This window comes from Mycobacterium sp. (assembly GCF_025933915.1).
In the GTDB taxonomy this organism is placed as follows: domain Bacteria; phylum Actinomycetota; class Actinomycetes; order Mycobacteriales; family Mycobacteriaceae; genus Mycobacterium.
This window is the reverse complement of sequence record NZ_JAICZA010000047.1, coordinates 1-22,355: the sequence shown is the minus strand read 5'-3', so window position 1 is coordinate 22,355 and position 22,355 is coordinate 1. Positions and strand designations below refer to the sequence as shown.

The 22,355-nt window shown below is 67.0% G+C and carries 23 protein-coding genes; 14 read left to right on the top strand and 9 right to left on the bottom strand.

The annotated features are described in order from the left end of the window. Nucleotide 1: 1 nt before the first annotated feature. Nucleotides 2–604, bottom strand: a complete 603-nt coding sequence (locus tag Q0W90_RS10020) for a YbhB/YbcL family Raf kinase inhibitor-like protein (protein ID WP_297600225.1) — start codon at nt 602–604, stop codon at nt 2–4. Between the two features lie 62 nt (nt 605–666). Continuing rightward, on the bottom strand, nt 667–1,113 hold the full coding sequence (locus tag Q0W90_RS10015; RefSeq protein ID WP_297600227.1) for an SRPBCC family protein: 447 nt from the start codon (nt 1,111–1,113) through the stop codon (nt 667–669). Between the two features lie 81 nt (nt 1,114–1,194). Here Q0W90_RS10015 and Q0W90_RS10010 point away from each other — a divergent pair, with 81 nt between their 5' ends. From Q0W90_RS10010 to Q0W90_RS09995, 4 genes are all read left to right on the top strand, one after another. After that, nucleotides 1,195–1,908 (top strand): MBL fold metallo-hydrolase, encoded by a 714-nt coding sequence (locus Q0W90_RS10010; RefSeq protein WP_297774388.1) that lies wholly within the window; start codon nt 1,195–1,197, stop codon nt 1,906–1,908. 137 nt (nt 1,909–2,045) lie between these two features. Next, nucleotides 2,046–4,334 carry an isocitrate lyase ICL2 gene (aceA, locus tag Q0W90_RS10005; RefSeq protein WP_297774381.1) on the top strand — a complete coding sequence of 763 codons (2,289 nt, stop codon included), beginning with the start codon at nt 2,046–2,048 and terminating at the stop codon, nt 4,332–4,334. A gap of 405 nt (nt 4,335–4,739) precedes the next feature. Continuing rightward, nucleotides 4,740–5,135, top strand: a complete 396-nt coding sequence (locus Q0W90_RS10000) for a hypothetical protein (RefSeq protein ID WP_297774379.1) — start codon at nt 4,740–4,742, stop codon at nt 5,133–5,135. Nucleotides 5,136–5,307: 172 nt separating this feature from the next. Beyond that, entirely contained in the window at nt 5,308–6,471 is a 1,164-nt protein-coding gene (locus Q0W90_RS09995; protein WP_297600234.1) for an LLM class flavin-dependent oxidoreductase, read from the top strand. A 149-nt stretch (nt 6,472–6,620) separates the two neighbouring features. On the opposite strand, the gene Q0W90_RS09990 is transcribed toward Q0W90_RS09995, so the two are convergent. Next, nucleotides 6,621–7,088, bottom strand: coding sequence for an SRPBCC family protein (locus Q0W90_RS09990; protein ID WP_297699740.1), 468 nt, complete (start codon nt 7,086–7,088; stop codon nt 6,621–6,623). Nucleotides 7,089–7,334: 246 nt separating this feature from the next. On the opposite strand from Q0W90_RS09990, the gene Q0W90_RS09985 reads away from it, so the two are divergent. The 3 genes from Q0W90_RS09985 to Q0W90_RS09975 all read left to right on the top strand — a co-directional run bounded on the left by Q0W90_RS09985 (nt 7,335) and on the right by Q0W90_RS09975 (nt 11,269). Then, a complete protein-coding gene (locus Q0W90_RS09985) occupies nt 7,335–9,182 on the top strand; it encodes a fatty acyl-AMP ligase (protein WP_297599165.1) in 1,848 nt (615 codons plus the stop codon). Nucleotides 9,183–9,254: 72 nt separating this feature from the next. Then, the gene (locus Q0W90_RS09980) at nt 9,255–10,487 is read left to right on the top strand and encodes a serine hydrolase domain-containing protein (RefSeq protein WP_297774376.1); all 1,233 of its coding nucleotides are present in this window, start codon (nt 9,255–9,257) and stop codon (nt 10,485–10,487) included. Nucleotides 10,488–10,594: 107 nt separating this feature from the next. Further along, a complete protein-coding gene (locus Q0W90_RS09975) occupies nt 10,595–11,269 on the top strand; it encodes a hypothetical protein (RefSeq protein WP_297774374.1) in 675 nt (224 codons plus the stop codon). A gap of 7 nt (nt 11,270–11,276) precedes the next feature. Here Q0W90_RS09975 and Q0W90_RS09970 read toward each other — a convergent pair whose 3' ends face one another. Further along, nucleotides 11,277–12,056, bottom strand: a complete 780-nt coding sequence (locus Q0W90_RS09970) for an SDR family oxidoreductase (RefSeq protein WP_297699744.1) — start codon at nt 12,054–12,056, stop codon at nt 11,277–11,279. 59 nt (nt 12,057–12,115) lie between these two features. Here Q0W90_RS09970 and Q0W90_RS09965 point away from each other — a divergent pair, with 59 nt between their 5' ends. Next, nucleotides 12,116–12,592, top strand: coding sequence for a nuclear transport factor 2 family protein (locus tag Q0W90_RS09965; RefSeq protein WP_297699746.1), 477 nt, complete (start codon nt 12,116–12,118; stop codon nt 12,590–12,592). Between the two features lie 75 nt (nt 12,593–12,667). Here Q0W90_RS09965 and Q0W90_RS09960 read toward each other — a convergent pair whose 3' ends face one another. Together Q0W90_RS09960 and Q0W90_RS09955 are read right to left on the bottom strand one after the other, a co-directional pair. Continuing rightward, a complete protein-coding gene (locus tag Q0W90_RS09960) occupies nt 12,668–13,405 on the bottom strand; it encodes a DJ-1/PfpI family protein (RefSeq protein ID WP_297699748.1) in 738 nt (245 codons plus the stop codon). Between the two features lie 32 nt (nt 13,406–13,437). Beyond that, nucleotides 13,438–14,388 carry a GlxA family transcriptional regulator gene (locus Q0W90_RS09955; protein WP_297774370.1) on the bottom strand — a complete coding sequence of 317 codons (951 nt, stop codon included), beginning with the start codon at nt 14,386–14,388 and terminating at the stop codon, nt 13,438–13,440. 109 nt (nt 14,389–14,497) lie between these two features. Between Q0W90_RS09955 and tpx the strand changes: the two genes are divergently transcribed. Further along, nucleotides 14,498–14,992, top strand: coding sequence for a thiol peroxidase (gene tpx, locus Q0W90_RS09950; RefSeq protein ID WP_297599151.1), 495 nt, complete (start codon nt 14,498–14,500; stop codon nt 14,990–14,992). 15 nt (nt 14,993–15,007) lie between these two features. Here tpx and Q0W90_RS09945 read toward each other — a convergent pair whose 3' ends face one another. After that, nucleotides 15,008–15,961, bottom strand: a complete 954-nt coding sequence (locus Q0W90_RS09945) for a nitronate monooxygenase (protein ID WP_297774366.1) — start codon at nt 15,959–15,961, stop codon at nt 15,008–15,010. Next, nucleotides 15,958–16,338: an NYN domain-containing protein gene (locus Q0W90_RS09940; protein WP_297599141.1), complete on the bottom strand. Its 381-nt coding sequence runs from the start codon at nt 16,336–16,338 to the stop codon at nt 15,958–15,960. Before Q0W90_RS09940 ends, Q0W90_RS09945 begins: the two co-directional genes overlap by 4 nt. 127 nt (nt 16,339–16,465) lie before the next feature. Between Q0W90_RS09940 and Q0W90_RS09935 the strand changes: the two genes are divergently transcribed. The 5 genes from Q0W90_RS09935 (at nt 16,466) to Q0W90_RS09915 (ending at nt 21,966) form a co-directional block, all read left to right on the top strand. Then, nucleotides 16,466–17,650 carry an acyl-CoA dehydrogenase family protein gene (locus Q0W90_RS09935; RefSeq protein ID WP_297774386.1) on the top strand — a complete coding sequence of 395 codons (1,185 nt, stop codon included), beginning with the start codon at nt 16,466–16,468 and terminating at the stop codon, nt 17,648–17,650. A 94-nt stretch (nt 17,651–17,744) separates the two neighbouring features. Further along, nucleotides 17,745–18,644: an NAD(P)-dependent oxidoreductase gene (locus Q0W90_RS09930; protein ID WP_297699756.1), complete on the top strand. Its 900-nt coding sequence runs from the start codon at nt 17,745–17,747 to the stop codon at nt 18,642–18,644. A gap of 174 nt (nt 18,645–18,818) precedes the next feature. Continuing rightward, nucleotides 18,819–20,273: an aldehyde dehydrogenase family protein gene (locus Q0W90_RS09925; protein ID WP_297774362.1), complete on the top strand. Its 1,455-nt coding sequence runs from the start codon at nt 18,819–18,821 to the stop codon at nt 20,271–20,273. A 179-nt stretch (nt 20,274–20,452) separates the two neighbouring features. After that, the gene (locus Q0W90_RS09920; RefSeq protein ID WP_297599135.1) at nt 20,453–21,100 is read left to right on the top strand and encodes a heme-binding protein; all 648 of its coding nucleotides are present in this window, start codon (nt 20,453–20,455) and stop codon (nt 21,098–21,100) included. A 29-nt stretch (nt 21,101–21,129) separates the two neighbouring features. Next, nucleotides 21,130–21,966 (top strand): class I SAM-dependent methyltransferase, encoded by an 837-nt coding sequence (locus Q0W90_RS09915; protein WP_297774359.1) that lies wholly within the window; start codon nt 21,130–21,132, stop codon nt 21,964–21,966. 3 nt (nt 21,967–21,969) lie between these two features. Here Q0W90_RS09915 and Q0W90_RS09910 read toward each other — a convergent pair. Further along, on the bottom strand, nt 21,970–22,355 hold a 386-nt coding region (locus Q0W90_RS09910; protein WP_297774356.1), incomplete at its 5' end, for a zinc-binding dehydrogenase.

The window sequence follows — 22,355 nt, the reverse complement described above, 5'->3', positions numbered from 1 at the left end:
ATCAACCGCCGAACGCGCCGACCAGCTGCGCCTGCGCCGTCGCGGCGCCGGCAATCGTCTGCTCGGCCTGCACTCCGGCCAGGCCGCCGGGCAGCTGGTAATCATTGGGAAGCTGATAGAGAGTGAACCGGTAATGATGTATGCCGGTTCCCGCCGGCGGACAGGGGCCCTGATACGCGGGCCGGCCGGCCGTGTTCGGCAGAGTCGTTGCGCCGGCCGGAGTCTGACCCTCGGCCGTGCTGCCGGATCCGGGCGCGATCCCGACCACCAGCCAGTGGACGTACAACCCGGCCGGGGCGTCGGGGTCGTCGACGATGAGTGCCGCGCCCAACGGGGCCGACCAAGCCAACGGCGGTGCGATGTCGGCGCCTTTGCAGGTGTACTGCACCGGAATCGGCGCGCCGTCGGCGAATGCCGGGCTGCTGATCGTCAACGGGCCGCCGGCGGGCGCGTCGGGCGCCGTCCGCCCGAGGGTCGTGACCTTCGGTGCCGAAGACGATGTCATGGGGCTATCACCGTGTCCGCCGCAGCCGGCCAACGACCCCAGCAGCGCCGCCCCGCCCATGAGCGCCGCGATTCGGCGAAACGCCAGCGTCGAGTCCATGAAGACAGTCTGACCCGGGCAGGCGCGCTGCGGAAGCTTGCGTTTCCCCGCGGTCAATCCGATCACTTACCGCGCTTCTCGACTTCCAGCACCCGCCTGCGCAATCCGTCGGTGGCCGTGTCCATCAGGCTTTTCGCGCCCTTCTTAACCAGGAATCCGGGAACGGGCATGAGGAGGTCGACGGTGAGGTCGAAGCGGACCCGGGTGGCGTCCCCGTCGGGCGTCAACGTGTATCGCCCCTCCTGAGCGCGTTGCTGTTTGGAGCTGACCAGGGTCCACCCGACTCCGTCGTCGTGGACGGTGTACGCGAGCTCCTGTTCGTCGCTGACGCCGACGAGTTTGACCACCTGCTTGGACCTGGTCGGGTGGTTCTGGTCGTCGCGCTCGAGCACTTCGACCTTTTTGTGCGCCGACGACCATTCGGTCAAGGACTCGAGGTCGAACAACACTTCCAGGATTTCGTCGGGCGTCGCTTCGATGACGACCTCGCGGGAATCGGTGATAGCCATGTCGAGGAGATAGCCGCTGCGGTGACGCTCGAAACCGACCGCGTCGGCCCCTGGAAGCAAGCCGGGGCTACCTTCCTGGGTGTGCATCTCGCCTGGGAACGGCTGACCAGCAGCGTGCATCGCTGCCGGCTCCCGTTCTGCGATGTCACCGTCGGTCTGGTGCGCGGTCGCACCGCAGCGTTGCTCGTCGATACCGGTACCACCCTCGCTGAAGCGGCCGCGATCGATGCCGATGTCCGGCTGCTTGCCGGGCGTCCGGTGAGCCATATCGTCTTGACACACAAGCACTTCGACCATGTCTTGGGCTCGTCGGTATTTGGCGGGGCGCAGATCTATTGCGCGCCCGAGGTGGTCGGGTACCTCACCGCGGCGACGGATCAGATCCGGGTGGACGCGCTGCGTTATGGCGCCGACATCACCGAGGTGGACGCGGCGATCGCCGCCTTGCGGCCGCCGCACCACGGGATCTACGACGCCGCGGTCGACCTGGGGGACCGGACGGTGACGATCAGTTACCTCGGCCGCGGCCACACCACCTCGGACCTGGTGGTGGTCGCGCCGGCGACCAATGACCGCGAACGGGTGGTGGTGTTCACCGGTGACCTGGTCGAGGAGTCCGCCGCCCCTGCGATCGACGCCGATTCCGACGTCGCGGCCTGGCCGGCGACCCTCGACCGGTTGCTGGCGGTCGGCGGACCCGACGCGGCCTACGTCCCGGGCCACGGCAAGGTCGTCGACGCGGGATTCGTCCGTCGTCAGCGCGACTGGCTGAGCGGGCAAGCGGCCGCCCCGTAATCACTACCATATCGAAATACCGTGTGCCCCAAGGCATTTACAATCCCTTTGGCTCAGTCTTTCGGCTCCTGAGTGAACTGCCCTTCGCGGGGATAGACTCACGTTCAGTGGAGTCGTGCCGGAGAGGGGCGTAAGACATGGCGATCATCGACAAGGACACCCAAGTCCGGCCATCGTTTGACGACGAGGTCGCTGCCACGCAGCGATACTTCGACGATCCGCGCTTTGCTCGCATTACCCGCCTGTACACCGCCCGCCAGGTGGCAGAGCAGCGTGGCACCATACCCACGGACTACACGGTGGCACGAAACGCGGCGGCGGCGTTCTACGAACGGTTGCGCGAGCTGTTCGCCGAGAAGAAGAGCATCACGACGTTCGGCCCGTACTCGCCCGGCCAGGCGGTCGCGATGAAGCGCATGGGCATCGAGGGGATCTACCTGGGCGGTTGGGCAACCTCGGCCAAGGGGTCGACCACCGAAGATCCCGGTCCCGACCTTGCCAGCTACCCGCTGAGTCAGGTGCCCGACGACGCCGCGGTGCTGGTGCGCGCCCTGCTCACCGCCGACCGCAACCAGCAGTACCAGCGACTGCAGATGAGCGAACAGCAGCGCGCCACGGCTACCGCGTACGACTATCGTCCGTTCATCATCGCCGACGCGGACACCGGCCACGGCGGTGACCCGCACGTGCGCAACCTGATCCGGCGGTTCGTCGAGGTCGGCGTGCCCGGCTACCACATCGAGGACCAGCGCCCCGGCACCAAGAAGTGCGGCCATCAGGGCGGCAAGGTCTTGGTGCCGTCCGACGAACAAATCAAGCGCCTCAACGCCGCGCGCTTCCAGCTCGACATCATGCAGGTGCCGGGCATCATCGTCGCCCGCACCGACGCCGAGGCCGCCAACCTGCTGGACAGCCGCGCCGACGAGCGCGACCAGCCGTTCCTGCTCGGCGCCACCAACCTCAAGATTCCTTCGTACAAGTCCTGTTTCCTGGCGTTGGTGCGTCGCTTCTACGAGCTCGGGGTCAAGGACCTCAACGGTCACCTTCTCTACGCGCTGCCCGAAGGCGAGTACGCCGAGGCCGCCGCATGGCTTGAGCGCCAAGGGATCCAGGGCGTGATCTCCGACGCGGTCAACGCCTGGCGCGAGAACGGTCAACAATCGATCGACGACCTGTTCGACCAAGTCGAGTCGCGATTCGTGGCGGCCTGGGAGGACGACGCCGGCCTGATGACCTACGGCGAGGCCGTCGCCGACGTGCTCGCGTTCGCCGCCAGCGAAGGCGAACCGGCCGATATGAGCGCCGACGAATGGCGGGTTTTCGCGGCCGGTGCATCGCTGTACTCCGCCAAGGCAAAGGCGAAGGAGTTGGGCGTCGACCCTGGTTGGGACTGCGAACTATCGAAGACGCCCGAGGGCTACTACCAGATCCGCGGAGGCATCCCGTACGCCATCGCCAAATCACTGGCGGCCGCGCCGTTCGCCGACATCCTGTGGATGGAGACCAAGACCGCCGACCTGGACGATGCCCGGCAGTTCGCCGACGCGATCCACGCCCAGTTCCCCGACCAGATGCTGGCCTACAACCTGTCCCCGTCGTTCAACTGGGACACCACCGGCATGACCGACGAGCAGATGAAGGAGTTCCCCGAGGAACTGGGCAGGATGGGCTTCGTCTTCAACTTCATCACCTATGGCGGACACCAAATCGACGGCGTGGCCGCCGAGGAGTTCGCCACCTCGCTGCAACAGGATGGCATGCTGGCGCTGGCCCGCCTGCAGCGCAAGATGCGCCTGGTCGAATCTCCTTACCGCACACCGCAAACCCTGGCCGGTGGGCCGCGCAGCGACGCGGCGCTGACCGCCTCCTCGGGCCGCACCGCAACCACCAAGTCAATGGGTGAGGGCTCGACCCAGCACCAGCACCTGGTGCAGACCGAGGTGCCGAAGAAGCTGCTGGAGGAGTGGCTGACGATGTGGAGCGAAAATTACGACCTCGGGGAGAAACTGCGGGTGCAACTGCGGCCCCGCCGCGCCGGCTCGGACGTGCTCGAACTCGGCATCTACGGCAACGGCGACGAGCAGCTGGCCAATGTGGTCGTCGATCCGATCAAGGACCGGCACGGCCGCAGCATCCTTCAGGTGCGCGACCAGAACACCTTCGCCGAAAAGCTCCGGCAGAAGCGGCTGATGACCCTGATCCACCTCTGGCTGGTGCACCGCTTCAAGGCCGACGGGGTGATCTATGTGACGCCCACCGAGGACAACCTCTATCAGACCTCGAAGATGAAATCCCACGGCATCTTCAGCGAGGTCTACCAGGAGGTCGGCGAGATCATCGTCGCCGAGGTGAACCAGCCCCGCATCGCCGAACTGCTGAAGCCCGACCGGGTGGCGTTGCGCAAGCTGATCACCAAAGAGGGGTAGCCGCGGTTCGGCTGCGGCCCTGGTCACAGCCGTGCGCGGGCCGGCGAGACAGTGGTGCCTGACGTCTCATTAGTGAATTAAGGAATTTTCTAATTAACGAGTGTAGAAATTCCGCGTACGACGACCCGCCAATACAGATACGATTCTGTTCGCCGATGGTCCATAGGCCCGAGATGGGCCATCGGCTTTCAAAGACCCTTGTTGGTCAGATCAAGTTGGTGCCGATAAGCGCTTCGCCAGTGCAATTGTTCGGACGCCGCTTTCCCGCCCATGGCCCGTCGCACCCGTCTGATGGGCCACCTTCGTGCACCGCAATCTCGGGCCGGAAGTAGTTTGCGCGTCGGTCCCCCGGGGTAAGAAAAGGTGGGCGGCGCGATGTGGCGCACGCGAAGATTGGGGAATCTGATGGGATCTGGACCGAGGACGACGGTTGCCCTGTTCGGCGGCGCGGCCATGCTGGTACTGGCGGTCGGATGCGGCGGCGGTCACAAAGAAGGCCCGAGCAGCACGACCACCCCGACGACCACGCCATCGTCGAGCGTCGTGCCGTCCACGACACCCGGTGAAGGCGGCGGCGGCCCGAGCGGCGGCGGTGGACCGGGCGGCGGCGGTGGCGGCGTGCCCGGTGGCCCGACCGGCGGCGGCGGTCCCGGCGGCGGGGGCGGCGGCGTGCCCGGTGGCCCGTCCGGCGGCGGCGGTCCCGGCGGCGGTGGTGGCAGCATTCCCGGCGTTGGCGGTGGCAGCGGCGGTCCGGGCGGTGGCGGCGGTTGCGTCGGCAACGTCTGCGGCGGCTACCCGTGATCAGCCACTGTCGTTGCGCCTGTTTCTAGTTCGAAGCCCCAGACTTGTTTCCCTAGCCGGTGGGGCCATGGTTACCTGGCCCCGCCGGCTGATAACTGCTGGGTTTATTCTTCTGGCTTCTCGCAGCACGCTTTGAGTTATGGTTCGGGGGACTCGACTGCAAGGGGATCCCATGGCCAAGCTCAGGTTTGGATATTTCATCGCCCCATTCCACCGCGCGGGCACCAATCCGACGCTGGCCCTGCAGCGCGATCTCGAGTTCATCGAGCATCTCGACGCCCTCGGCTTTGACGAAGTCTGGATGGGCGAACACCACTCGGCCGGTAGCGAGATCATCAGCTCGCCGGAGATCTTCATCGCCGCCGCCGCCGAACGCGCAAAGCGAATCCGGTTCGGCACCGGGGTCATTTCGCTGTCGTATCACAACCCACTGTGGGTCGCCGACCGGCTGATGCTGCTGGACCATCTCACCCACGGCCGCATCATCGGCGGTGTCGGGCCGGGCTCGCTGCCCAGCGACTCGTCCATGATCGGGCTCACCCCCACCGACACGCGTGAGCTGCTGGAAACGAATCTCGACGTCGTCGTCCGGCTGCTGGCAGGCGAGACGGTGAGCGCCAAAACAGCCACCCACCAGCTGTTCGACGCCAGGTTGCAGCTTGCCCCCTACTCCGACGGCGGGATCCCGCTGTCCGTCGCCGCGGTCGCGTCGCCGACGGGCGCGCGGCTGGCCGGCAAACATGGCATCGGCCTTTTGTCCATCGGGGCGACCCTGACCGTCGAGGGCTTCAACGCGCTCTCCTACCACTGGGACATCGTCGAGGAGCGCGCGGCGACCTTCGGCACGCAGGTCGACCGCAGGAACTGGAGCCTGGTCGGTTTGTTCCATCTCGCCGAGACCGAAAAACAAGCCCGCGAAGAGGTCAAATTCGGCATCGAGCCGTGGTTCCGGTACTTCCAGAAGGTGGCCGCGTTCCCCCAGATGACAATGCCGGGAGAACAGCTCGACGAGATGATCGACGTGATCAACGACAACGGCGCAGGTGTCATCGGCACGCCGGAGCGGGCGCGGGAACAGGTACAGCGGCTGTGGGACCAGTCCGGCGGATTCGGTTGCATGCTGCAGATGGGTCACGAGTGGGCTAACCCGGCCGCAACGAAGCGATCCGCCGAATTGTTCGCCGCCGAGGTGATGCCGCACTTCCAGGGCCAGGCGCAGCCGACGCTGGACGCCGCCGCGCGCGCCGGCCAAGCTCGGGAGAGCCTCGCGCAGTCGCAGTTGGATGCCGTCGCGCACATGACCAAGAAATATCAGGACGAGGTCGGCTCCAAGTAACGGCTCAGATGCCGAGCCACCGCGTGAATGTGCTTCGCAGACTGCGTATTTCGCCGGAATCGGGTAGCGTCCCCGTATGGTCCCCACGCGACGTAAATATCCGGGCGTACCAAGATCGAAGCCTCGGTAGGCGCGCTCAAAACGCTGGGCTATCGCCCGCCGTTCGACTCGCGTTCGGCCGCCTTGACCAGCCGGCCCGCGAAGAATCGGACCGCCCCGCCCATGGCGGCACGCATCACCGGACCCGTTCCGCGGACACCTTCGGTGAATGAACCGGTCCAGCGGATGTCGGTGCCGCCCGCCGCATTCGGCGTGAAGACCACTTCACCGGTGTAGTCCTTGGCCGGGCTCGGCGGTCCCACCAGTTTGTACGCGTGGCGACGGTCCGGCTCGTACTCGACGGTCTCCTCCTGCACGAAGACCGGCCACATGCCCACCTTGCGGATGGCCCCAATCCCGCCCGGTGCCGGATCACCCTGGCGCGCCCAACTCGAGCGCAAAACGATCGGCTTGGCCCACTGCGACCAGTTGGCACCGTCAGCGACGAGCCGAAACAGCGTCGCGGCGGGCGCGCTGCTGGTACGGGTGATTTCGAAGGAGAACTTCCGGCCCGGCATGACAACTCCTGGTGGTAGCAACGCAACGGCCCTGGACGCCGCTCGCCGGTAGGCTACCGCCCACGTCGGGCGCCCGCCGGATCGGGTTGATCGGTGCTGCGGGCACGCACCCTGCGGCCCGGGCGCTTCGCCCTCGCCGACCGACGACGAGCGTCAACCGGAATCGGCGAATGCGACCGCAGCTCTTGCCGTTTGCCAATTCACCGGCACCCGGAGCGCTGGATCGGCTTGCTTAGACTTGCACCCATGGATCACGGTTCCCGGCACGACGCCGTCGGCATCCCCGGCCTGCTCCGAATCGAGGATTGCCTGGACGCCGAGGGCGGTGTCGCGCTGCCGCCCGGTGTCAACCTGATATCGCTCATCGACCGCAACATCGCGAACGTCGGCGACGCCGTGGCCTATCGCTACCTCGACTACAGCGGCCCGGGGGAGGGCAATGCCGAAGAGGTGACCTGGACCCAGCTCGGCGTCCGGCTGGAAGCCATCGGCGCGCGGATCCAACAAATCGCGAGTCGCGGTGAGCGCGTTGCGGTCCTCGCGCCGCAGGGCATCGACTACGTCGCCGGGTTCTATGCGGCGGTCAAGGCTGGAACCATCGCGGTCCCGCTGTTCGCCCCGGAATTGCCCGGGCATGCCGAACGCCTCGATACCGCGTTGCGCGATTCGGAGCCCACGGCCCTCCTCACGACCACCGCCGCACACGATGCGGTCGAGAGTTTCTTGGCCGGCCACCCGCACCTGGGCCGGCCGCAGGTGATCGCCGTCGACCAGATTCCCGACTCGGCGGGGGAGTCGTTCGCGCCGACCGAGCTCGGCATGGACGAGGTATCACACCTGCAGTACACCTCGGGCTCCACCCGCCCGCCCGTCGGCGTCGAGATCACCCACCGCGCAGTCGGCACCAACCTGGTGCAGATGATTCTGTCGATCGACCTGCTGGACCGAAACACCCACGGCGTCAGCTGGTTGCCGCTCTACCACGACATGGGTTTGTCGATGATCGGCTTTCCGGCGGTCTACGGTGGCCACTCCACACTCATGTCTCCCGCCGCGTTCGTGCGTCGGCCGCTGCGGTGGATCCAGGCCCTGTCCGACGGGTCGCGGCGGGGCAACGTCGTCACCGCGGCGCCGAATTTCGCGTACGAGTGGGCCGCGCAGCGCGGCCTGCCCGCCGGCGGCGAGGACATCGATCTGCGCAACGTGGTGATGATCATCGGCTCCGAACCGGTCAGCATCGAGGCGATCAGGACCTTCAACAAGGCTTTCGCGCCGTACGGGCTGCCCCGCACCGCGTTCAAACCGTCCTACGGCATCGCCGAAGGAACGTTGCTCGTCGCGACCATCGCCCCTGAGGCCGAAGCGACGGCGGTGTATTTCGACCGGGAACAGCTGGGTGCCGGTCGCGCAGTGCGGGTTCCCGCGGACGCTCCCAACGCCGTCGCTCAGGTGTCATGCGGCCAGGTGGCACGCAGCGCATGGGCGGTCATCGTCAACCCCGGCAGCGCAGCCGAATTACCAGATGGCCAGGTGGGCGAAATCTGGTTGCAGGGCAACAACATTGGCCGCGGATACTGGGGACTGCCCGAGGCGACCCGGCTGGCGTTCGGCGCCAGGCTGCAATCCCGACTCCCCGACGGCAGCCACGCACGGGGCGCCGACCTCCAACGCTCGTGGCTGCGCAGCGGCGACCTGGGCGTGTACCTCGACGGTGAGCTGTACGTGACGGGCCGGATGGCGGACCTTGTGACGATCGACGGCCGCAACCACTATCCGCAGGACATCGAGGCCACCGTTGCGGAAGCGTCGCCGATGGTTCGGCGCGGATACGTGACGGCGTTTTCCGTGCCGGCCGAGGGGAACCCGGGCGCCGATGAACTCGTCGTCGTCGCCGAACGTGCCGCGGGCACCAGCCGCGAGGATCCGCGGCCGGCGATCGAGGCGATCTACGAAGCGGTATCGCGGCGACACGGTCTGACCGTATCGGACGCGCGTCTGCTGCCCGCCGGTGCCATCCCGCGGACCACCAGCGGCAAGCTCGCCCGTCGGGCATGCCGCGCCGACTACCTCGGCGGCGACCTGGGCGCCCACTGACCGGGCCGAACGGAACGTCCAAACGACCCTGCGTACGGACGTGGCTGGCTAGTCTCCACTGGGAGGCGCGGGATGGTTCTCAAGATGAGGGTGTCGCCGGATTTGATCGACGGCGACGTGGATGCCGGTTACGGCAAGGTGGCCGACGCTTTCCGCGCGACCCTTGGCGACGGCGCGGAAGTCGGCGCTGCCGTCGCCGTCTACCGCGACGGTGTCAAGGTGGTCGACCTGTGGGGCGGATACCGGAATGGATTGACCAAGGATCCATGGCAGCCCGACACCATGGTGAACATGTTCTCCACGACCAAAGGCGTCGCCGCCCTGGTCGTAGCGGTGGCGGTGTCCCGCGGACTCATCTCCTATGACGCCAAGGTCGCCGAGTACTGGCCGGAATTCGCCCAATCGGGAAAGGCGGATGTCACGGTCCGCCAACTGCTGGGGCATCAGGCCGGTCTGTGTGCGCTCACACCGAAGCCGACACTGGCCGACGTGGCCGACCCGGAGCGGCTGTCGCCCATCCTGGCCGCCCAGGAGCCGGCGTGGCGACCGGGCACTCGACACGGGTACCACGCGATCACGCTCGGCTGGTATGAATCCGAGTTGATCCGCCGCACCGACCCGGCCGCCCGCACCCTGGGGCAATTTCTGGCCGACGAAATCGTCGCGCCGTCAGGACTCGACCTCCATATCGGCCTGCCCGATTCGGTCGACCGCAGGCGAGTCGCGCACGTGCACAATTGGGTGCGCGCGGAAACGCTGCTGCATCTGGGCGTGATGCCCCCGGGGTTCGTCGGCGCCTCGCTCAACCCGGTAGGCCTGACGGCACGCACCATCGCGGTCCCACGCGGCGTCAACCCGTTCAACGGCGACTACAACCGCGACGACGTCCGGGCGGTCGAGATCCCGTCGGCCAACGGCATCGGAACCGCCAGGTCGGTGGCGCGTATGTACGGCAGCGCCGCCGCCGGAGGTGCCGAGCTGGGTCTGAGCGCCGGCACGCTCGAGGCCCTGGCGGCGCCGGCGACCCCGCCGACTCAGGGCGTTCGCGACAAGGTGATGCACATCGACGTGGCGTATTCGCTCGGCTTTTGTAAGCCGTTGCCGCACTTCACCTTCGGATCGTCGGACCAGGCCTTCGGCACCCCCGGCTTCGGCGGGTCCTTCGGATGCGCGGACCCCGATACCGGAATCGGCTTCAGCTACGTCATGAACCGGCTCGGGTTTCACCTGTGGAGTGACCCCCGCGAACTCGCGTTGCGGCAGGCGCTGTTTCGCGATGTGCTCGGGGTGCGCCCGCAGAGTTGACCGGCTCTTGGGCGCCGAGTGTGGGCCCTAAGTATGGGAATTCGCCGGAACTCGTCCATAGCGCCCGCACTCGTCGGCACCCGCCGTGAAGGTGGCATCCTGGCCATGTGGGCTTGATATTCCGGTTGGCGGAGCTGCTGATCGTCATCCTGCCGCTGACGGGTGCGATCGTTGCCGCGGTACGCGGTTTCGGCGCCTATCGGCGGCGCGCCGACGAACGGCCGCGAGAATTCGACCGGACACCCATGCCCGACGCGGCCGCCCCCGCCGCCGCTGACAACCACGCGGCCCGGTGGCGCGCGATCCGGCGCGTTCTCGACGAGCACAACCGCACCGATGAGCGATGGCTCGAGTACGAACTCGACGTCGCCAAGCTGCTGGACTTTCCGCTGATGACCGACATGCGCGATGCGCTGACGATCGCGTTCCACAGAGCCAAGCCCCGCGCCGAGTTCCTGCGCCCCGTCAAGGCCGAGGATCTCCTCGACGACCGGGAAGCCGCCGCCCAATACATGGCCGCCGTCGAGGATTACGCGACCGCGTTCAATGCCGCGGAGGCCGAGGCGATACGCCGACGCCGCAACGACTTTTCCCGGGCGGATCAGCAACGGATTGTGCGCGCGCAGAGCCTGTTGCGGGTGGCGGCCGATCCTGCCGCGGCCGCGCACGAACGCCAGCGTGCCTACGAGGTGGCTCGCAACGAACTCGACGGCCTCTTGGTGCTGCCCTCGAGTACCCAGGCGAACATCGAGCGCGGGATCTCCGGCGAGATCGAGCGGTGAGTGCGCGTTATGGGCAGCTGTATCCGCCGTCGATGACGATGTCCGAACCGGTCATGTAGCTGGACGCCTCGCTGGCCAGATACAGGTACAGGCCGGTGAGTTCCTCCGGCCGGCCGATGCGGCCGAGCGGAATCTTGGGCTCCCACTGGCGGTGATACTCCTCGAGGGGCTCGACCAGTTCGGTGAGGATGTAGCCGGGGCTGACGCTGTTGACCCGAATCCGGTGCGGCGCGAATTCGACGGCCATCGCCTTGGTCAGGTGGATGGCGGCCGCCTTGGAGGCGCAGTAGTGGCCAACCTGCTGCGGGACATTGATGATGTGGCCCGACATCGAGGCGGTGGTGATGATGGCGCCCCCGTGTCCCTGCCGGACCATCGCCCGGGCGGCCGCCTGAGCGGTGAGAAAGACGCCGGTCACGTTGGTGTCCTGGATGCGTTGGAACTCTTCCGGCGACATCTCCAGCATCGGGGTGACCGCGATGATGCCGGCGTTGCAGACCGCGACGTCGATGCCACCCAGCTCCGCGACCACTCGGTCCACCATGCTGTTCACCTGGTCCGGTTGCGTCACGTCGCAACGGATCGGCACGACCTCGCCGTGGAAATCACTGCTATCTGCGGCGAGCTCGCCGGCGATGTGGCGCAAGGCTTCGAAATTCCGAGCGGCAATGGCCACATGGGCGCCGGCTTGCACGTATGCCTGCGCCACTTTCTTGCCGATACCGCTGGACGCCCCGGTCACCAATGCCCGCTTGCCGCGCAACGCGAACATGTCCAACACGTTCATTCGACAACCCTATTCGCAACGACCGACCAGAAACCGAAACACGTTCTAGTGTGTCCGCTATGGGCAATTTCACCAGGGCAGAAATCGATAGTGCCGTCGAGAACTACACCAGGGTCGTCGAAGGATGCAGCGCGTCGGGCGACTGGCGACCCTTCGCGGATCTGTTCACCGAGGACGTCGTCTACACCGAACATCACTACGGTGTCTTCCACGGGCGCGAGGCGGTCCGGGACTGGATCGTCGCGGTGATGGCGCCGTTTCCGCACATGCGCTTTCCCAACGACTGGGTTGCCCACGACGAAGACAACGACGCCGTCGTCGTCATGATCAAGAACCTGCTGGACCACCCGACCGATCCCCACGGTGAACCGTTTTGGTTCCCGAACTGGACGCGGCTGGTGTACGCCGGTGAGGGCCTGTTCTCCAGCGAGGAAGACATCTACAACCCCGACCGTGACGCGCCCCGCGTGGTCGCGGCCTGGATGCAGGCCGGCGGACAGCTCGCCACGACCGAGATCCTGGCGCCCCAGGCGTAAGCCTCTCCGCCGACCGTGCAATCTGCGACGCTTCACCGGCGTGGCGCGTCGCGAATTGCACGCTCGGCATTGGCCTTAGCGCGCGACCAACATCCGCCTGCGCCGCCGCTTCCGGACCTTACCCAGCGCCTGCTCCCAGGCCAGCATGGTCGTGGCCTTCACGTTGGCGGGCTTGACGCTGTCCTTGGATAGCAGCGCGGTGGCCGCGGCCTTCGTGGTCGCCGACGCCTTGGACATGTGGCCCGAGTCGAACGGTGGTTGCGGGTCGTATTCGAGTGCGAGCTGGATTGCCTTGGCGCGGCTTTCGCCACCGATCTGTCCTGCCAACCACAGCGCGAGGTCGAGACCGGCGGACACGCCGGCGCTGGTGACGATGTCGTCCTGATGCACGATTCGTTCGTCGGTTACGGGGACAGCGCCGAACGCCTTCAGCGCGGGAATGGTCAGCCAGTGCGACGTCGCGCGCCGGCCGTCGAGCAGGCCCGCGGCCGCCAAAATCACCGAGCCGGAACACACCGACGCCGTCCAGCTCGCGGTGTGGTGCGCGCGGCGCAGCCAGTCGAGCAGCGCGTCGTCGCGCGCATGAACCGGGGTCGACGGGCCACCGGGGACGAGAACCACGTCGGGAGAAGGTGTTTCGGCCAGCGAGTGGGTGGCGCCGATGACCAGCACGCCGGAATCGGCGGTGATCGGCCCGGCTTCGTGCCAGACGAACCGCACCTCGGCGCCCGGTAGGTTGCGCAGCACCTCATAGGGACCGATCATGTCCAGCGCGGTGAATCCTGGATAGGCCACGATTGCGATTTGGGTCATCGGAGACATTGGAGCCGTCCTTCCTTTTCCGTTTAAGCGAATGCCTTGCGGTACTGGTCGGGCGAAATCCCAACGCGGCGAAGGAAATTGCGGCGCATCGTTTCCGCGGTACCGAAGCCGCATCGGTTGGCGATCGCGACAACGGTGTCGTCGGTCTCCTCCAACTGGCGGCGCGCGGCTTCGGTGCGAATGCGCTCGACGTATTGGCCGGGCGCCTCACCGATTTCGGCGGTGAACACCCGGGTGAAGTGGCGCGGGCTCATGGCGGCCCGGCGGGCCAGATCGTCGACGGTGTGCGGACGACCCGGTTCGGTCTCGATGGTCTCTTGCACCTCGCGGATCGAGTCCCGTTTGGCGCGTGGCATCCACACCGGCGCCGCGAACTGCGACTGCCCGCCGGGGCGGCGCAGATACAGCACGAGCCAGCGAGCAACCGTCTGCGCGACCTCGGTGCCGTGGTCCTCCTCGATCAGCGCGAGCGCGAGGTCGATGCCCGCGGTGACTCCCGCGGCGGTCCATACGGTGTCCGAGGTTCGGACGAAGATCGGGTCGGCGTCGACGTCGATGGTGGGAAACTCATTCGCCAGGCGTTCGGCGAACGCCCAGTGCGTGGTCACGCGCTGCCCGTCCAGTAGCCCCGCCTGGGCCGCGAGAAACGCGCCGGTGCACACCGTCACCAGGCGGCGGGCGTGCCCGGCGACGGCCTTGACCCAGGCGACGAGCTCCGCATCGGACCGCGCCGCGTCGATGCCGGCCCCGCCGGGCAGCACGACCGTGTCGATCGGGTCGCCCGGATCCGGCAACGGCGTCGCCACGAAAGCCAGTCCGGTGGCCGTCGCCACCGGCTGGCCGTCGACCGAGGCCACGGCGACGTCGTAGCCGCCGCCCGTCAACAACGATGCGGCGGTGAACACGTCGTGCGGCCCCACCACATCGAGCGCCTGCACGCCCGGATACCCGACGATCACCACCTTGCGAGGCATGATCCCAGTGTTGGACACGCCGGGCGTGGCGTCTATGCCATGCACCCCACCAATTAAGACATGCGGACCTGACCCCGGCCTGTCGCATCGGGCTTGGCAGACTGTGGCCATGGCACAGATAACCTTGCATGGAAACCCGATCAACACCGTCGGCGAGCTTCCTTCCGTCGGATCCCCGGCCCCGGCCTTCAACCTGGTCGGCACGGACCTGGGGGCGGTCGGCAACGACCAGTTCAGCGGTAAGCCCGTCGTGCTGAACATCTTTCCGTCCATCGACACACCGGTGTGCGCCACGAGCGTGCGAACGTTCAACGAGCGCGCGGCCGCAAGTGGCGCGTCGGTGCTGTGCGTGTCGAATGACTTGCCGTTCGCGCAGGCGCGGTTCTGCGGCGCCGAGGGCATCGAGAACGTCAAGACGGGGTCGGCGTTCCGGGACAGCTTCGGGCAGAGCTACGGCGTCAGCATCGTCGACGGCCCGATGGCCGGGCTGCTTGCCCGCGCCGTGGTGGTGGTCGGCGCCGACGGCAAGGTCGCATACACGGAATTAGTGCCCGAGATCGCGCAGGAGCCTGACTACGACGCGGCGCTGGCCGCGGTGGGCTGACCCGGCGGGACGTGACTACCACCGGCCCAGCCGGTCGGCAGAGGTGGTCAACGCCTCGCGGCAGCCTTTCCACATCTGCTCGATGATGTCGGCGGCCGGGGGCAGGTCGTGGATGCGGCCGGCCACCTGACCGGTGTTGGCGACGCTGGCGTCCAGGTCGCCTTCGAAGTAGAGCCGCTGTACGCGTTGCAGTGCCGCGGCGCCCTCCCCGGCGGACGTCGCGGTTTCCAGCCTCTCAGCGGCGGGCGTGCGGATGACGCGCATCATTCGCTTGCCGTCGAGGGGGAGCAGGACGGTGGCGGTCTCGTCGGCCTCGACGACCGCCTGCTTGAGGTTGCCGTGCACCGGGGAGTCCGCCGAGGCGAGTAGCCGCGTGCCCATCTGCACGGCTTCGGCGCCGAGCACGAAGGCGGCCGCCATGGATCGGGCGTCGCAGATCCCGCCGGCGGCCACGATCGGCACGTCGACGTGGGCCGCCACCAAGGGCAGCAGCACCATCGTGGAGGCCCCGAACCGGTTCTTGAAGCCGCCACCCTCGACGCCTTCGACCACGAGGCCGTCCACACCGGCGTCGACGGCTTTCTTCGCCGCGGCCAGGGTGCCCACCACGTGGAAGACCGTGATGTCCGCGTCATGCAGCCGATCGGTGAACAGTGATGGGTCCCCGGCCGAGGTGGTCACGAACCGAATGTCGTTGGCGACAAGCAATTCCAGCATCGCGGGATCGCGGTTGAACAGCAGCGCGATGTTGGCGCCCACGGCACCGTCGGTCAGGTCGCGCACGCGCCGCAAGTCGGCTCGACCCTGATCCGAGGTGGTCTCGATGATCCCCAGGGCGCCGGCGTTCGACACCGCGGCGGCCAGCTGGGCGCCGGCGATGTAGGTCATCGGCGCCTGAATGATCGGGATGTCGATGTGCGCGAGTGTGCAGACCCGGTTGGGGGCGGGGCTTCCGCTGCCGGCGGTCATCGGGCCCGCGGATCGACCACGTCGCGAAAGCTCTCCGACCGATGCACCGAGGCACCCAGACTTCGCACTCGTTCGGTCAGTGTTCTGTCGGATGTCACCACGCGAATGTCGTGCGGGTGGGCGTCGGCCTGAACTAGCCGGACGATCTCGTCGTCGGCCGAATTCGCGGCGGCCCTGGGCGCGTGGGCTATTTCGATCACCGACGATGTGACGGCGGTCGACGGAGGTCGCTCAAACACCACGGTCACCGTCTCTCCTCGATCTGACGCCCATCGGTCCAGCCTCTCTACCAACGTGACCATGGCACCGTTGCGATCCTTCCACCAACCGTCGGGACGGCTCCCGATCACGTTCATGCCGTCGACAATCCAGCGCACAACCCACACCGTAAAGCGACCCGGCGCGACACGCGATTCTCGGTCGTCGAGCGTCGACGGGTTGATACGGTCACCGATGTCAGTTTCCGCTACGGATGCCGACGCACCCAATGACGGGAGTGGGCCGATGACGTCGATCGCCGACACGGATGACCGGCTCGTTTCGCTGGCGCGCGGTATGCGCGAACTCGTGGCCGCCCAGGCCGCCGAATCCGAACAGATGCGCACATTGAGCCCGGCGATCGTCGATGAGATGTGGGCCAGCGGGCTGATGTCCGCGTTCAACCCGGCCGCGGCGGGCGGTCTCGAGCCGTCGTTCACCGAGATGATCGAGACCTGGATCGAAATGGCTTGGCAAGACGGCTCATTCGGCTGGGTGGGCATCGCCAACCTGCCGTCGTCCTTCGCCGCCGCGGCGTACTTGCCGGACGACGGGTTCGTCGAGGTGTTCACCGCCCACGACAACCGCGTCACCATGGGCGGCCAGTTCTTTCCCAACGGCCAGGGAGTCGCCGTCGACGGCGGTTACCGCGTCACCGGAGCGTGGAACTTCGGTTCGGGCATCGGTCACTCGCAATACATCGCGGCCGGATTCCTGCCGATGGACGACGGCGAGATGCGCTGGATCAGTGAGGGTTTCCCCGAGATGCGGGTCGCCGTCATTCCCCGGTCCGAGATCAGCTTCGACGACGGCTGGTATGTCCAAGGCCTCAAGGGCACCGGTTCCTACGACTACAGCGCCACCGAGGTGTTCGTCCCCGCACGCCGCACGTTCGAACTGTTCGTGCGTCAGCCATATCGCGGGACGTCGCCGGCCACCCGGATGGGGCTGATGCCCGTCACCGCTGCCGGGCACGCGTCGTGGGCGCTCGGTGTCGCCAAGAGCATGCTCGACGACGTGCAGGAGCTGGCGGCGGCGAAATTCCGGATGAGCGACATGGCGTCGCTGGCCAGCCGCCCGACCTTCCAGAAGGGGTTGGCGCATCACCGCGCGGCGTGGCGTGCGGCCCGTCTGCTGGTGCTCGACGCATTCACCACCGCCGAAGCGGCGGTGGCGGCGGGGGAGGAGCTGACACCGGCCCTGCGCGCCGACATGCGGGTCGCCGCCGTCTTCGCCACCGATACCGCCCGAGCCTGCGCCGAGTGGGCCCACCTGGTCGCCGGGACCAGCTCGATCCGCGAGGGCACACGCCTGGAGCGCGCGTTCCGTGACATCTACACCGGCACCCAGCACGCGTTCATCAGTGAGAAGGTGGCCATCGACGCCGCCCAGATATGGCTGGGCATCATCGAAGACCAGCCCGGATTGTGAGGCACCGGGGCGGGCGGTGTCCTCCGGCATCCGGGGCCGGCGGACGTTGACGGATTGACTGACGGCCACTCAGGTCCTCGCTACGATTGCGCCCATGCGCGGCTCCAAAATCCTGATCACCGGTCCGACCGGTCAAATCGCCACCCCCATCGCCCGGGCGCTTGCGGCCGACAACGAAGTATGGGGAATCGCCCGCTTCACCGTACCCGCCGCGCGAGAAGGCCTCGAAGCGGCCGGAATTCGTTGCGAGACGGTGAATTTAGCGTCCGGCGACTTCGGCGGGCTGCCGAAGGATTTCGAATACGTCCTCAACTTGGCGGTGGCCAAGAGCGGGAGCTGGGACAAGGACCTGGCCGCGAACGCGGAGTCGGTCGGTCTGCTCATGGCCCACTGCCGCGACGCGAAGGCCTTCCTGCATTGTTCGTCGGCCGCCGTCTACGACCCGCCCGGCGACGACCCCCGCAGCGAGCGATCCGCCCTGGGCGACAACCACAAGCCGCTGTTCCCCACCTATTCCATCTCCAAGATCGCCGGGGAAGTGGTCGCCCGTTCGGTGGCGCGCGTGCTCGGGCTGCCCACCACGATCGCTCGGCTCAACGTCCCCTACGGCGACAACGGCGGGTGGCCGTTCTACCACATGGAGATGATGCTGGGCGGCATCCCGATCCCCGTCCCGCCCGGTGAACCGGCCCGCTACAACCCGATTCACGAGGACGACATCATCGCCACCATCCCCAAGCTGCTGGAGGTCGCGTCGGTCCCGGCGACCACGGTCAACTGGTGCGGTGACCAGACCGTCAGCCTGCAGGAGTGGTGTGGCTACCTCGGCTCACTCGTCGGCAAAGAGCCGATCTTCGAGGCGAGCGAACAGGCGCTGCGCGGCAACCCGACCACGATCGACCGGATGCACGAGCTCATCGGCGGCACCGCGGTGGACTGGCGGGAAGGGATGCGCCGCATGGCGGCCAAGTTCCACCCCGAACTCGTGGCATAGGCGCAGCCAGCGTCGACTCGTTGGTGCGATTCCTCGCGGTAGTCCCCGACAACTCGACGTTCGGCGGCAGATCACCGGCCGCTTGACCAGCCGTGCGCACAATGCTAAGCAAGTGCTCAGCACTGAGCGTATTCGACGCTGGGGCGCCACGGTTGGCATGACGAAAGGGATCAGATGACGGTGCAGGCGGTATTGGACGACATTCGCAAGCGCCCCGGAACGGGGGACGTCATCACGGTCATCGACCCCGCGACCGAGGAGACGATCACCGAATTCACCGACTGCGGGCAAGAAGCCGTCGACGAGGCCGCCGCGCGGGCGAAGGCAACGTTCGAGTCGGGCGTCTGGTCCGAGCTTCCGGGACGCGAGCGGGCCAAGATCTTGTGGCGGATCGGGGAGTTGATCGACGAACACGCCGAAGAGTTCGCCCAACTCGACTCGCTCAACACCGGCATGCCCCTGATGCAGGCGCAGTTACAGATGTCGACCTGTTCGGAGTTCTTCCGCTACTACGCCGGTTGGTGTTCGAAGATCAACGGCGTCGCCTACGACGTGAAGACCGATGGCATCGCGACCGACAACTACGTCAACATGCACGCCTACACGCTCAAAGAGCCATACAGCGTGGTGGGCCTGATCTTCCCGTGGAACGGCCCGATCTTCAACGCCAGCGCGAAGCTTGCGCCGGCTCTGGCCGCGGGCGGCGGCCTGCTCGTCAAGCCGGCCGAGGAGACGCCGCTGTCGGCGCTGCTGTTGGACAGGCTCATCCACGAGGCCGGTGTGCCCGAGGGCGTCGTCAATTTGCTGACCGGCTACGGCCACACCGCGGGCGCCGCGATCACGGCGCACCCCGATGTGCAGAAGGTCGCCTTCACCGGCTCGACCGAGGTTGGCAAGGAGATCGTGCGCGCCTCGGCTGACAACCTGAAGAAGGTCACGCTCGAACTCGGCGGAAAGTCGCCGGTGCTGATCTTCGACGACGCCAACCTGGACAACGCCATCATGATGGCGTCGCTCGGCATCTTCGTGCACTCCGGTCAGGGCTGCGTGTGCGGGTCGCGCATCTTCGCCCAGCGCGGCGTCTACGACCGGGTCGTGGAAGGCATTGCGATGATGGCGAATTCGTTCAAGCTGGGCGCCCCCAGCGAGGAGGGCTGCGTCAGTGGCCCGCTGATCAGCCAGAAGCAGCTATCCCGCGTCATGGGATTCATCGACGAAGGCAAGAAGGACGGCGTGGAAGTGGTCACCGGCGGCCACCGCCTGGACCGCAAGGGCTACTTCGTCCACCCGACAGTCCTCACCAACGTCGACACGAGCATGCGGCTGTACCAGCAGGAGATCTTCGGGCCGGTGGTCAGCATCCTGCCGTTCGACGACGAAGACGAGGCCGTCGCGATGGCCAACGACACCACCTACGGCCTGGCGGCCACCGCCTGGACGGAGAACCTCGGCCGGGCCCACCGGATCATGAGGCGGCTGCAGGCCGGCAGTGTCCAGGTGAACTGCCAGTTGGTATTCGACCACGATGTGCCGTTCGGCGGCTACAAACAGTCCGGCTGGGGTCACGAGTTCGGTAAAGAAGGCCTGGAGATTTACCTGAAGACGAAGTCGGTCTGGGCCCAGCTCTAAACCCTGAGCACGCCAACACGCTGGCTACCCCTGCCTCGGTCCGGATGGCAAGGGTCGGGTGGCACCGTTGTCGGGGAGTGAGCTCACTTGCGGCACCGGAGCGCGGGTGGGTCAATGCAGATAGACGCCCGCGATCGCCGGGGGATCGCGTCTGCCGCTTGACTCGAAGGAGGGTCCCCATGATGAATCCGATCAGGCTCGCCGGGCAGGTCGCCGAATCGGTCCTGGCGGTGGGCGGCATCCGGGTGGGCACCGAGGAGCCGGAGTACACGCACCGCCGACTTACCGACACCGTCGAGATCCGCCGCTACGGTCCGCGGATCGCCGCCGAGACGGTTGTCGACGCCGACGAGGACCGCGCTCGCAACGAAGGGTTCCGGCGATTGGCGGGATACATCTTCGGCGGTAATCGGCGCGATCAATCGATCTCGATGACGGCACCGGTCAGCCAGCAGTCGAGCCGAGGCGGCGAGCGGATCGCGATGACCGCACCCGTCGCTCAATCCGCCGGTGCAGAGCGTGGCTGGGCGATCCGGTTTTTCATGCCCGCCAAGTGGACGATGGAGACCCTCCCCGCGCCCAACGATGACCGGGTCCGTCTCGTCACAGTGCCGCCCGCGACCGTGGCGGTGCTGCGATTCAGCGGTGACCGCAGCCCCAAGGCGGTCAGCGCCCGCACCGGCGAGCTGTTGACGATATTGCGGGACAAGGGGATTCAACCGACCGGCGATCCCGAGGCCTGGTTCTACGACCCACCGTGGACGGTGCCGATGCGGCGTCGTAACGAGATCACCGTCGCCGTCGATCCGGCGTCCGTGCCCGACTAACCGGCACGCCACGGTTACGGTTTGGCGTGATGAATCCTCGGGACAACCCGCACGTGGATGCCGGGCTGCTGACCGGCGTCTCGGAAACGGCGCTTCTCACCCTTTACGGACGGGCATACCAGGCCGGGCACCCGGACCCGATCATCGACGACCCGACGGCCGTCAGTCTCGTCGAGTCCATCGACTTCGACTTCGAAAAATTCGGCCGCAAGGGCCAGGAGATGGCGCTGCGCTCGCTGGCCATCGACCAGTGCGCGATCGACTACCTGACCACGCACCCCCGGGCGACCGTCGTCGCGCTTGCCGAAGGCTTCCAAACGTCCTTCTGGCGCCTGGACCGCGCACTGCCCGACCCGCAATTCACGTGGGTCTCGGTGGACTTGCCGCCGGTCGTCGAACTTCGACAGAGCCTGCTGCCGCATTCGGCGCGTATCACCCACCTCGCGCAATCCGCGCTCGACTACGGCTGGATCGAGAAGGTCGAAACCGACCACGGCGTGTTCATCACCGCCGAGGGCCTGTTGATGTACCTGCAGCCCGGCGCGGCGCTGGAACTGATCGCCCAGTGCGCCAAGAGCTTCCCCGGCGGCCAGATGTTCTTCGACCTACCGCCGACGATCGTCAAGCGCATCGCGCGGAACGGGCTGCGTTCGTCCAAGCGCTACCGGGTGCCGCCGATGCCGTTCAGCCTGTCGGGGCGTCAACTGGCGCAATGGGCGCAGACCACGCCCGGCATCCGCGCCGTGCACGATGTGCCGATGCCCAAGGGGCGGGGCGCGTTCTTCGGAACCCTGTACCCCGCGTTGTGGCGGTTCCCGCCGATGAAGCCCTACCGCGGGATCTACGCCCTCCTCGAATTCGGTTGAGCCTCAGCCGACCTTGACCACCAGCTTGCCGACGTTCTTGCCGTCGAACAGCATGTTGATCGCCGTCGGCAACTGCTCGAACCCCTCGACGACGGTCTCGAGGGGCGTGAGCTTTCCGGCCTCGATCAGCCCGGCGATCTCGCCGATCGCCTCCGGTGCGCGCCCGAAGTGATCCAGCACGATGAAGCCCTGCACGGTGGCGCGCTGAATGAGCAGGTTGCCGAATGCGCGCGGACCCGGCGGGAGGTCTTCGGCGTTGTAGCCGGAGATCAGGCCGCAGAGCGCGACGCGGGCGCCGATGTTGAGGCGCGCGAAGATCGCGTCCATCAGATCGCCGCCGACGTTCTCGAAGTCGACGTCGATACCGTCGGGCGTGGCCGCCGCCAGTT

What these genes read in the sequence shown, in the direction of transcription:
- Q0W90_RS10020 (WP_297600225.1), bottom strand. Translation starts at nt 604, where the DNA reads ATGGACTCGACGCTGGCGTTTCGCCGAATCGCGGCGCTCATGGGCGGG.
- Q0W90_RS10015 (WP_297600227.1), bottom strand. Translation starts at nt 1,113, where the DNA reads ATGGCTATCACCGATTCCCGCGAGGTCGTCATCGAAGCGACGCCCGAC.
- aceA (WP_297774381.1), top strand. Translation starts at nt 2,046, where the DNA reads ATGGCGATCATCGACAAGGACACCCAAGTCCGGCCATCGTTTGACGAC.
- Q0W90_RS10000 (WP_297774379.1), top strand. Translation starts at nt 4,740, where the DNA reads ATGGGATCTGGACCGAGGACGACGGTTGCCCTGTTCGGCGGCGCGGCC.
- Q0W90_RS09995 (WP_297600234.1), top strand. Translation starts at nt 5,308, where the DNA reads ATGGCCAAGCTCAGGTTTGGATATTTCATCGCCCCATTCCACCGCGCG.
- Q0W90_RS09990 (WP_297699740.1), bottom strand. Translation starts at nt 7,088, where the DNA reads ATGCCGGGCCGGAAGTTCTCCTTCGAAATCACCCGTACCAGCAGCGCG.
- Q0W90_RS09985 (WP_297599165.1), top strand. Translation starts at nt 7,335, where the DNA reads ATGGATCACGGTTCCCGGCACGACGCCGTCGGCATCCCCGGCCTGCTC.
- Q0W90_RS09980 (WP_297774376.1), top strand. Translation starts at nt 9,255, where the DNA reads ATGGTTCTCAAGATGAGGGTGTCGCCGGATTTGATCGACGGCGACGTG.
- Q0W90_RS09970 (WP_297699744.1), bottom strand. Translation starts at nt 12,056, where the DNA reads ATGAACGTGTTGGACATGTTCGCGTTGCGCGGCAAGCGGGCATTGGTG.
- Q0W90_RS09965 (WP_297699746.1), top strand. Translation starts at nt 12,116, where the DNA reads ATGGGCAATTTCACCAGGGCAGAAATCGATAGTGCCGTCGAGAACTAC.
- Q0W90_RS09960 (WP_297699748.1), bottom strand. Translation starts at nt 13,405, where the DNA reads ATGACCCAAATCGCAATCGTGGCCTATCCAGGATTCACCGCGCTGGAC.
- Q0W90_RS09955 (WP_297774370.1), bottom strand. Translation starts at nt 14,388, where the DNA reads ATGCCTCGCAAGGTGGTGATCGTCGGGTATCCGGGCGTGCAGGCGCTC.
- tpx (WP_297599151.1), top strand. Translation starts at nt 14,498, where the DNA reads ATGGCACAGATAACCTTGCATGGAAACCCGATCAACACCGTCGGCGAG.
- Q0W90_RS09945 (WP_297774366.1), bottom strand. Translation starts at nt 15,961, where the DNA reads ATGACCGCCGGCAGCGGAAGCCCCGCCCCCAACCGGGTCTGCACACTC.
- Q0W90_RS09935 (WP_297774386.1), top strand. Translation starts at nt 16,466, where the DNA reads ATGACGTCGATCGCCGACACGGATGACCGGCTCGTTTCGCTGGCGCGC.
- Q0W90_RS09930 (WP_297699756.1), top strand. Translation starts at nt 17,745, where the DNA reads ATGCGCGGCTCCAAAATCCTGATCACCGGTCCGACCGGTCAAATCGCC.
- Q0W90_RS09925 (WP_297774362.1), top strand. Translation starts at nt 18,819, where the DNA reads ATGACGGTGCAGGCGGTATTGGACGACATTCGCAAGCGCCCCGGAACG.
- Q0W90_RS09920 (WP_297599135.1), top strand. Translation starts at nt 20,453, where the DNA reads ATGATGAATCCGATCAGGCTCGCCGGGCAGGTCGCCGAATCGGTCCTG.
- Q0W90_RS09915 (WP_297774359.1), top strand. Translation starts at nt 21,130, where the DNA reads ATGAATCCTCGGGACAACCCGCACGTGGATGCCGGGCTGCTGACCGGC.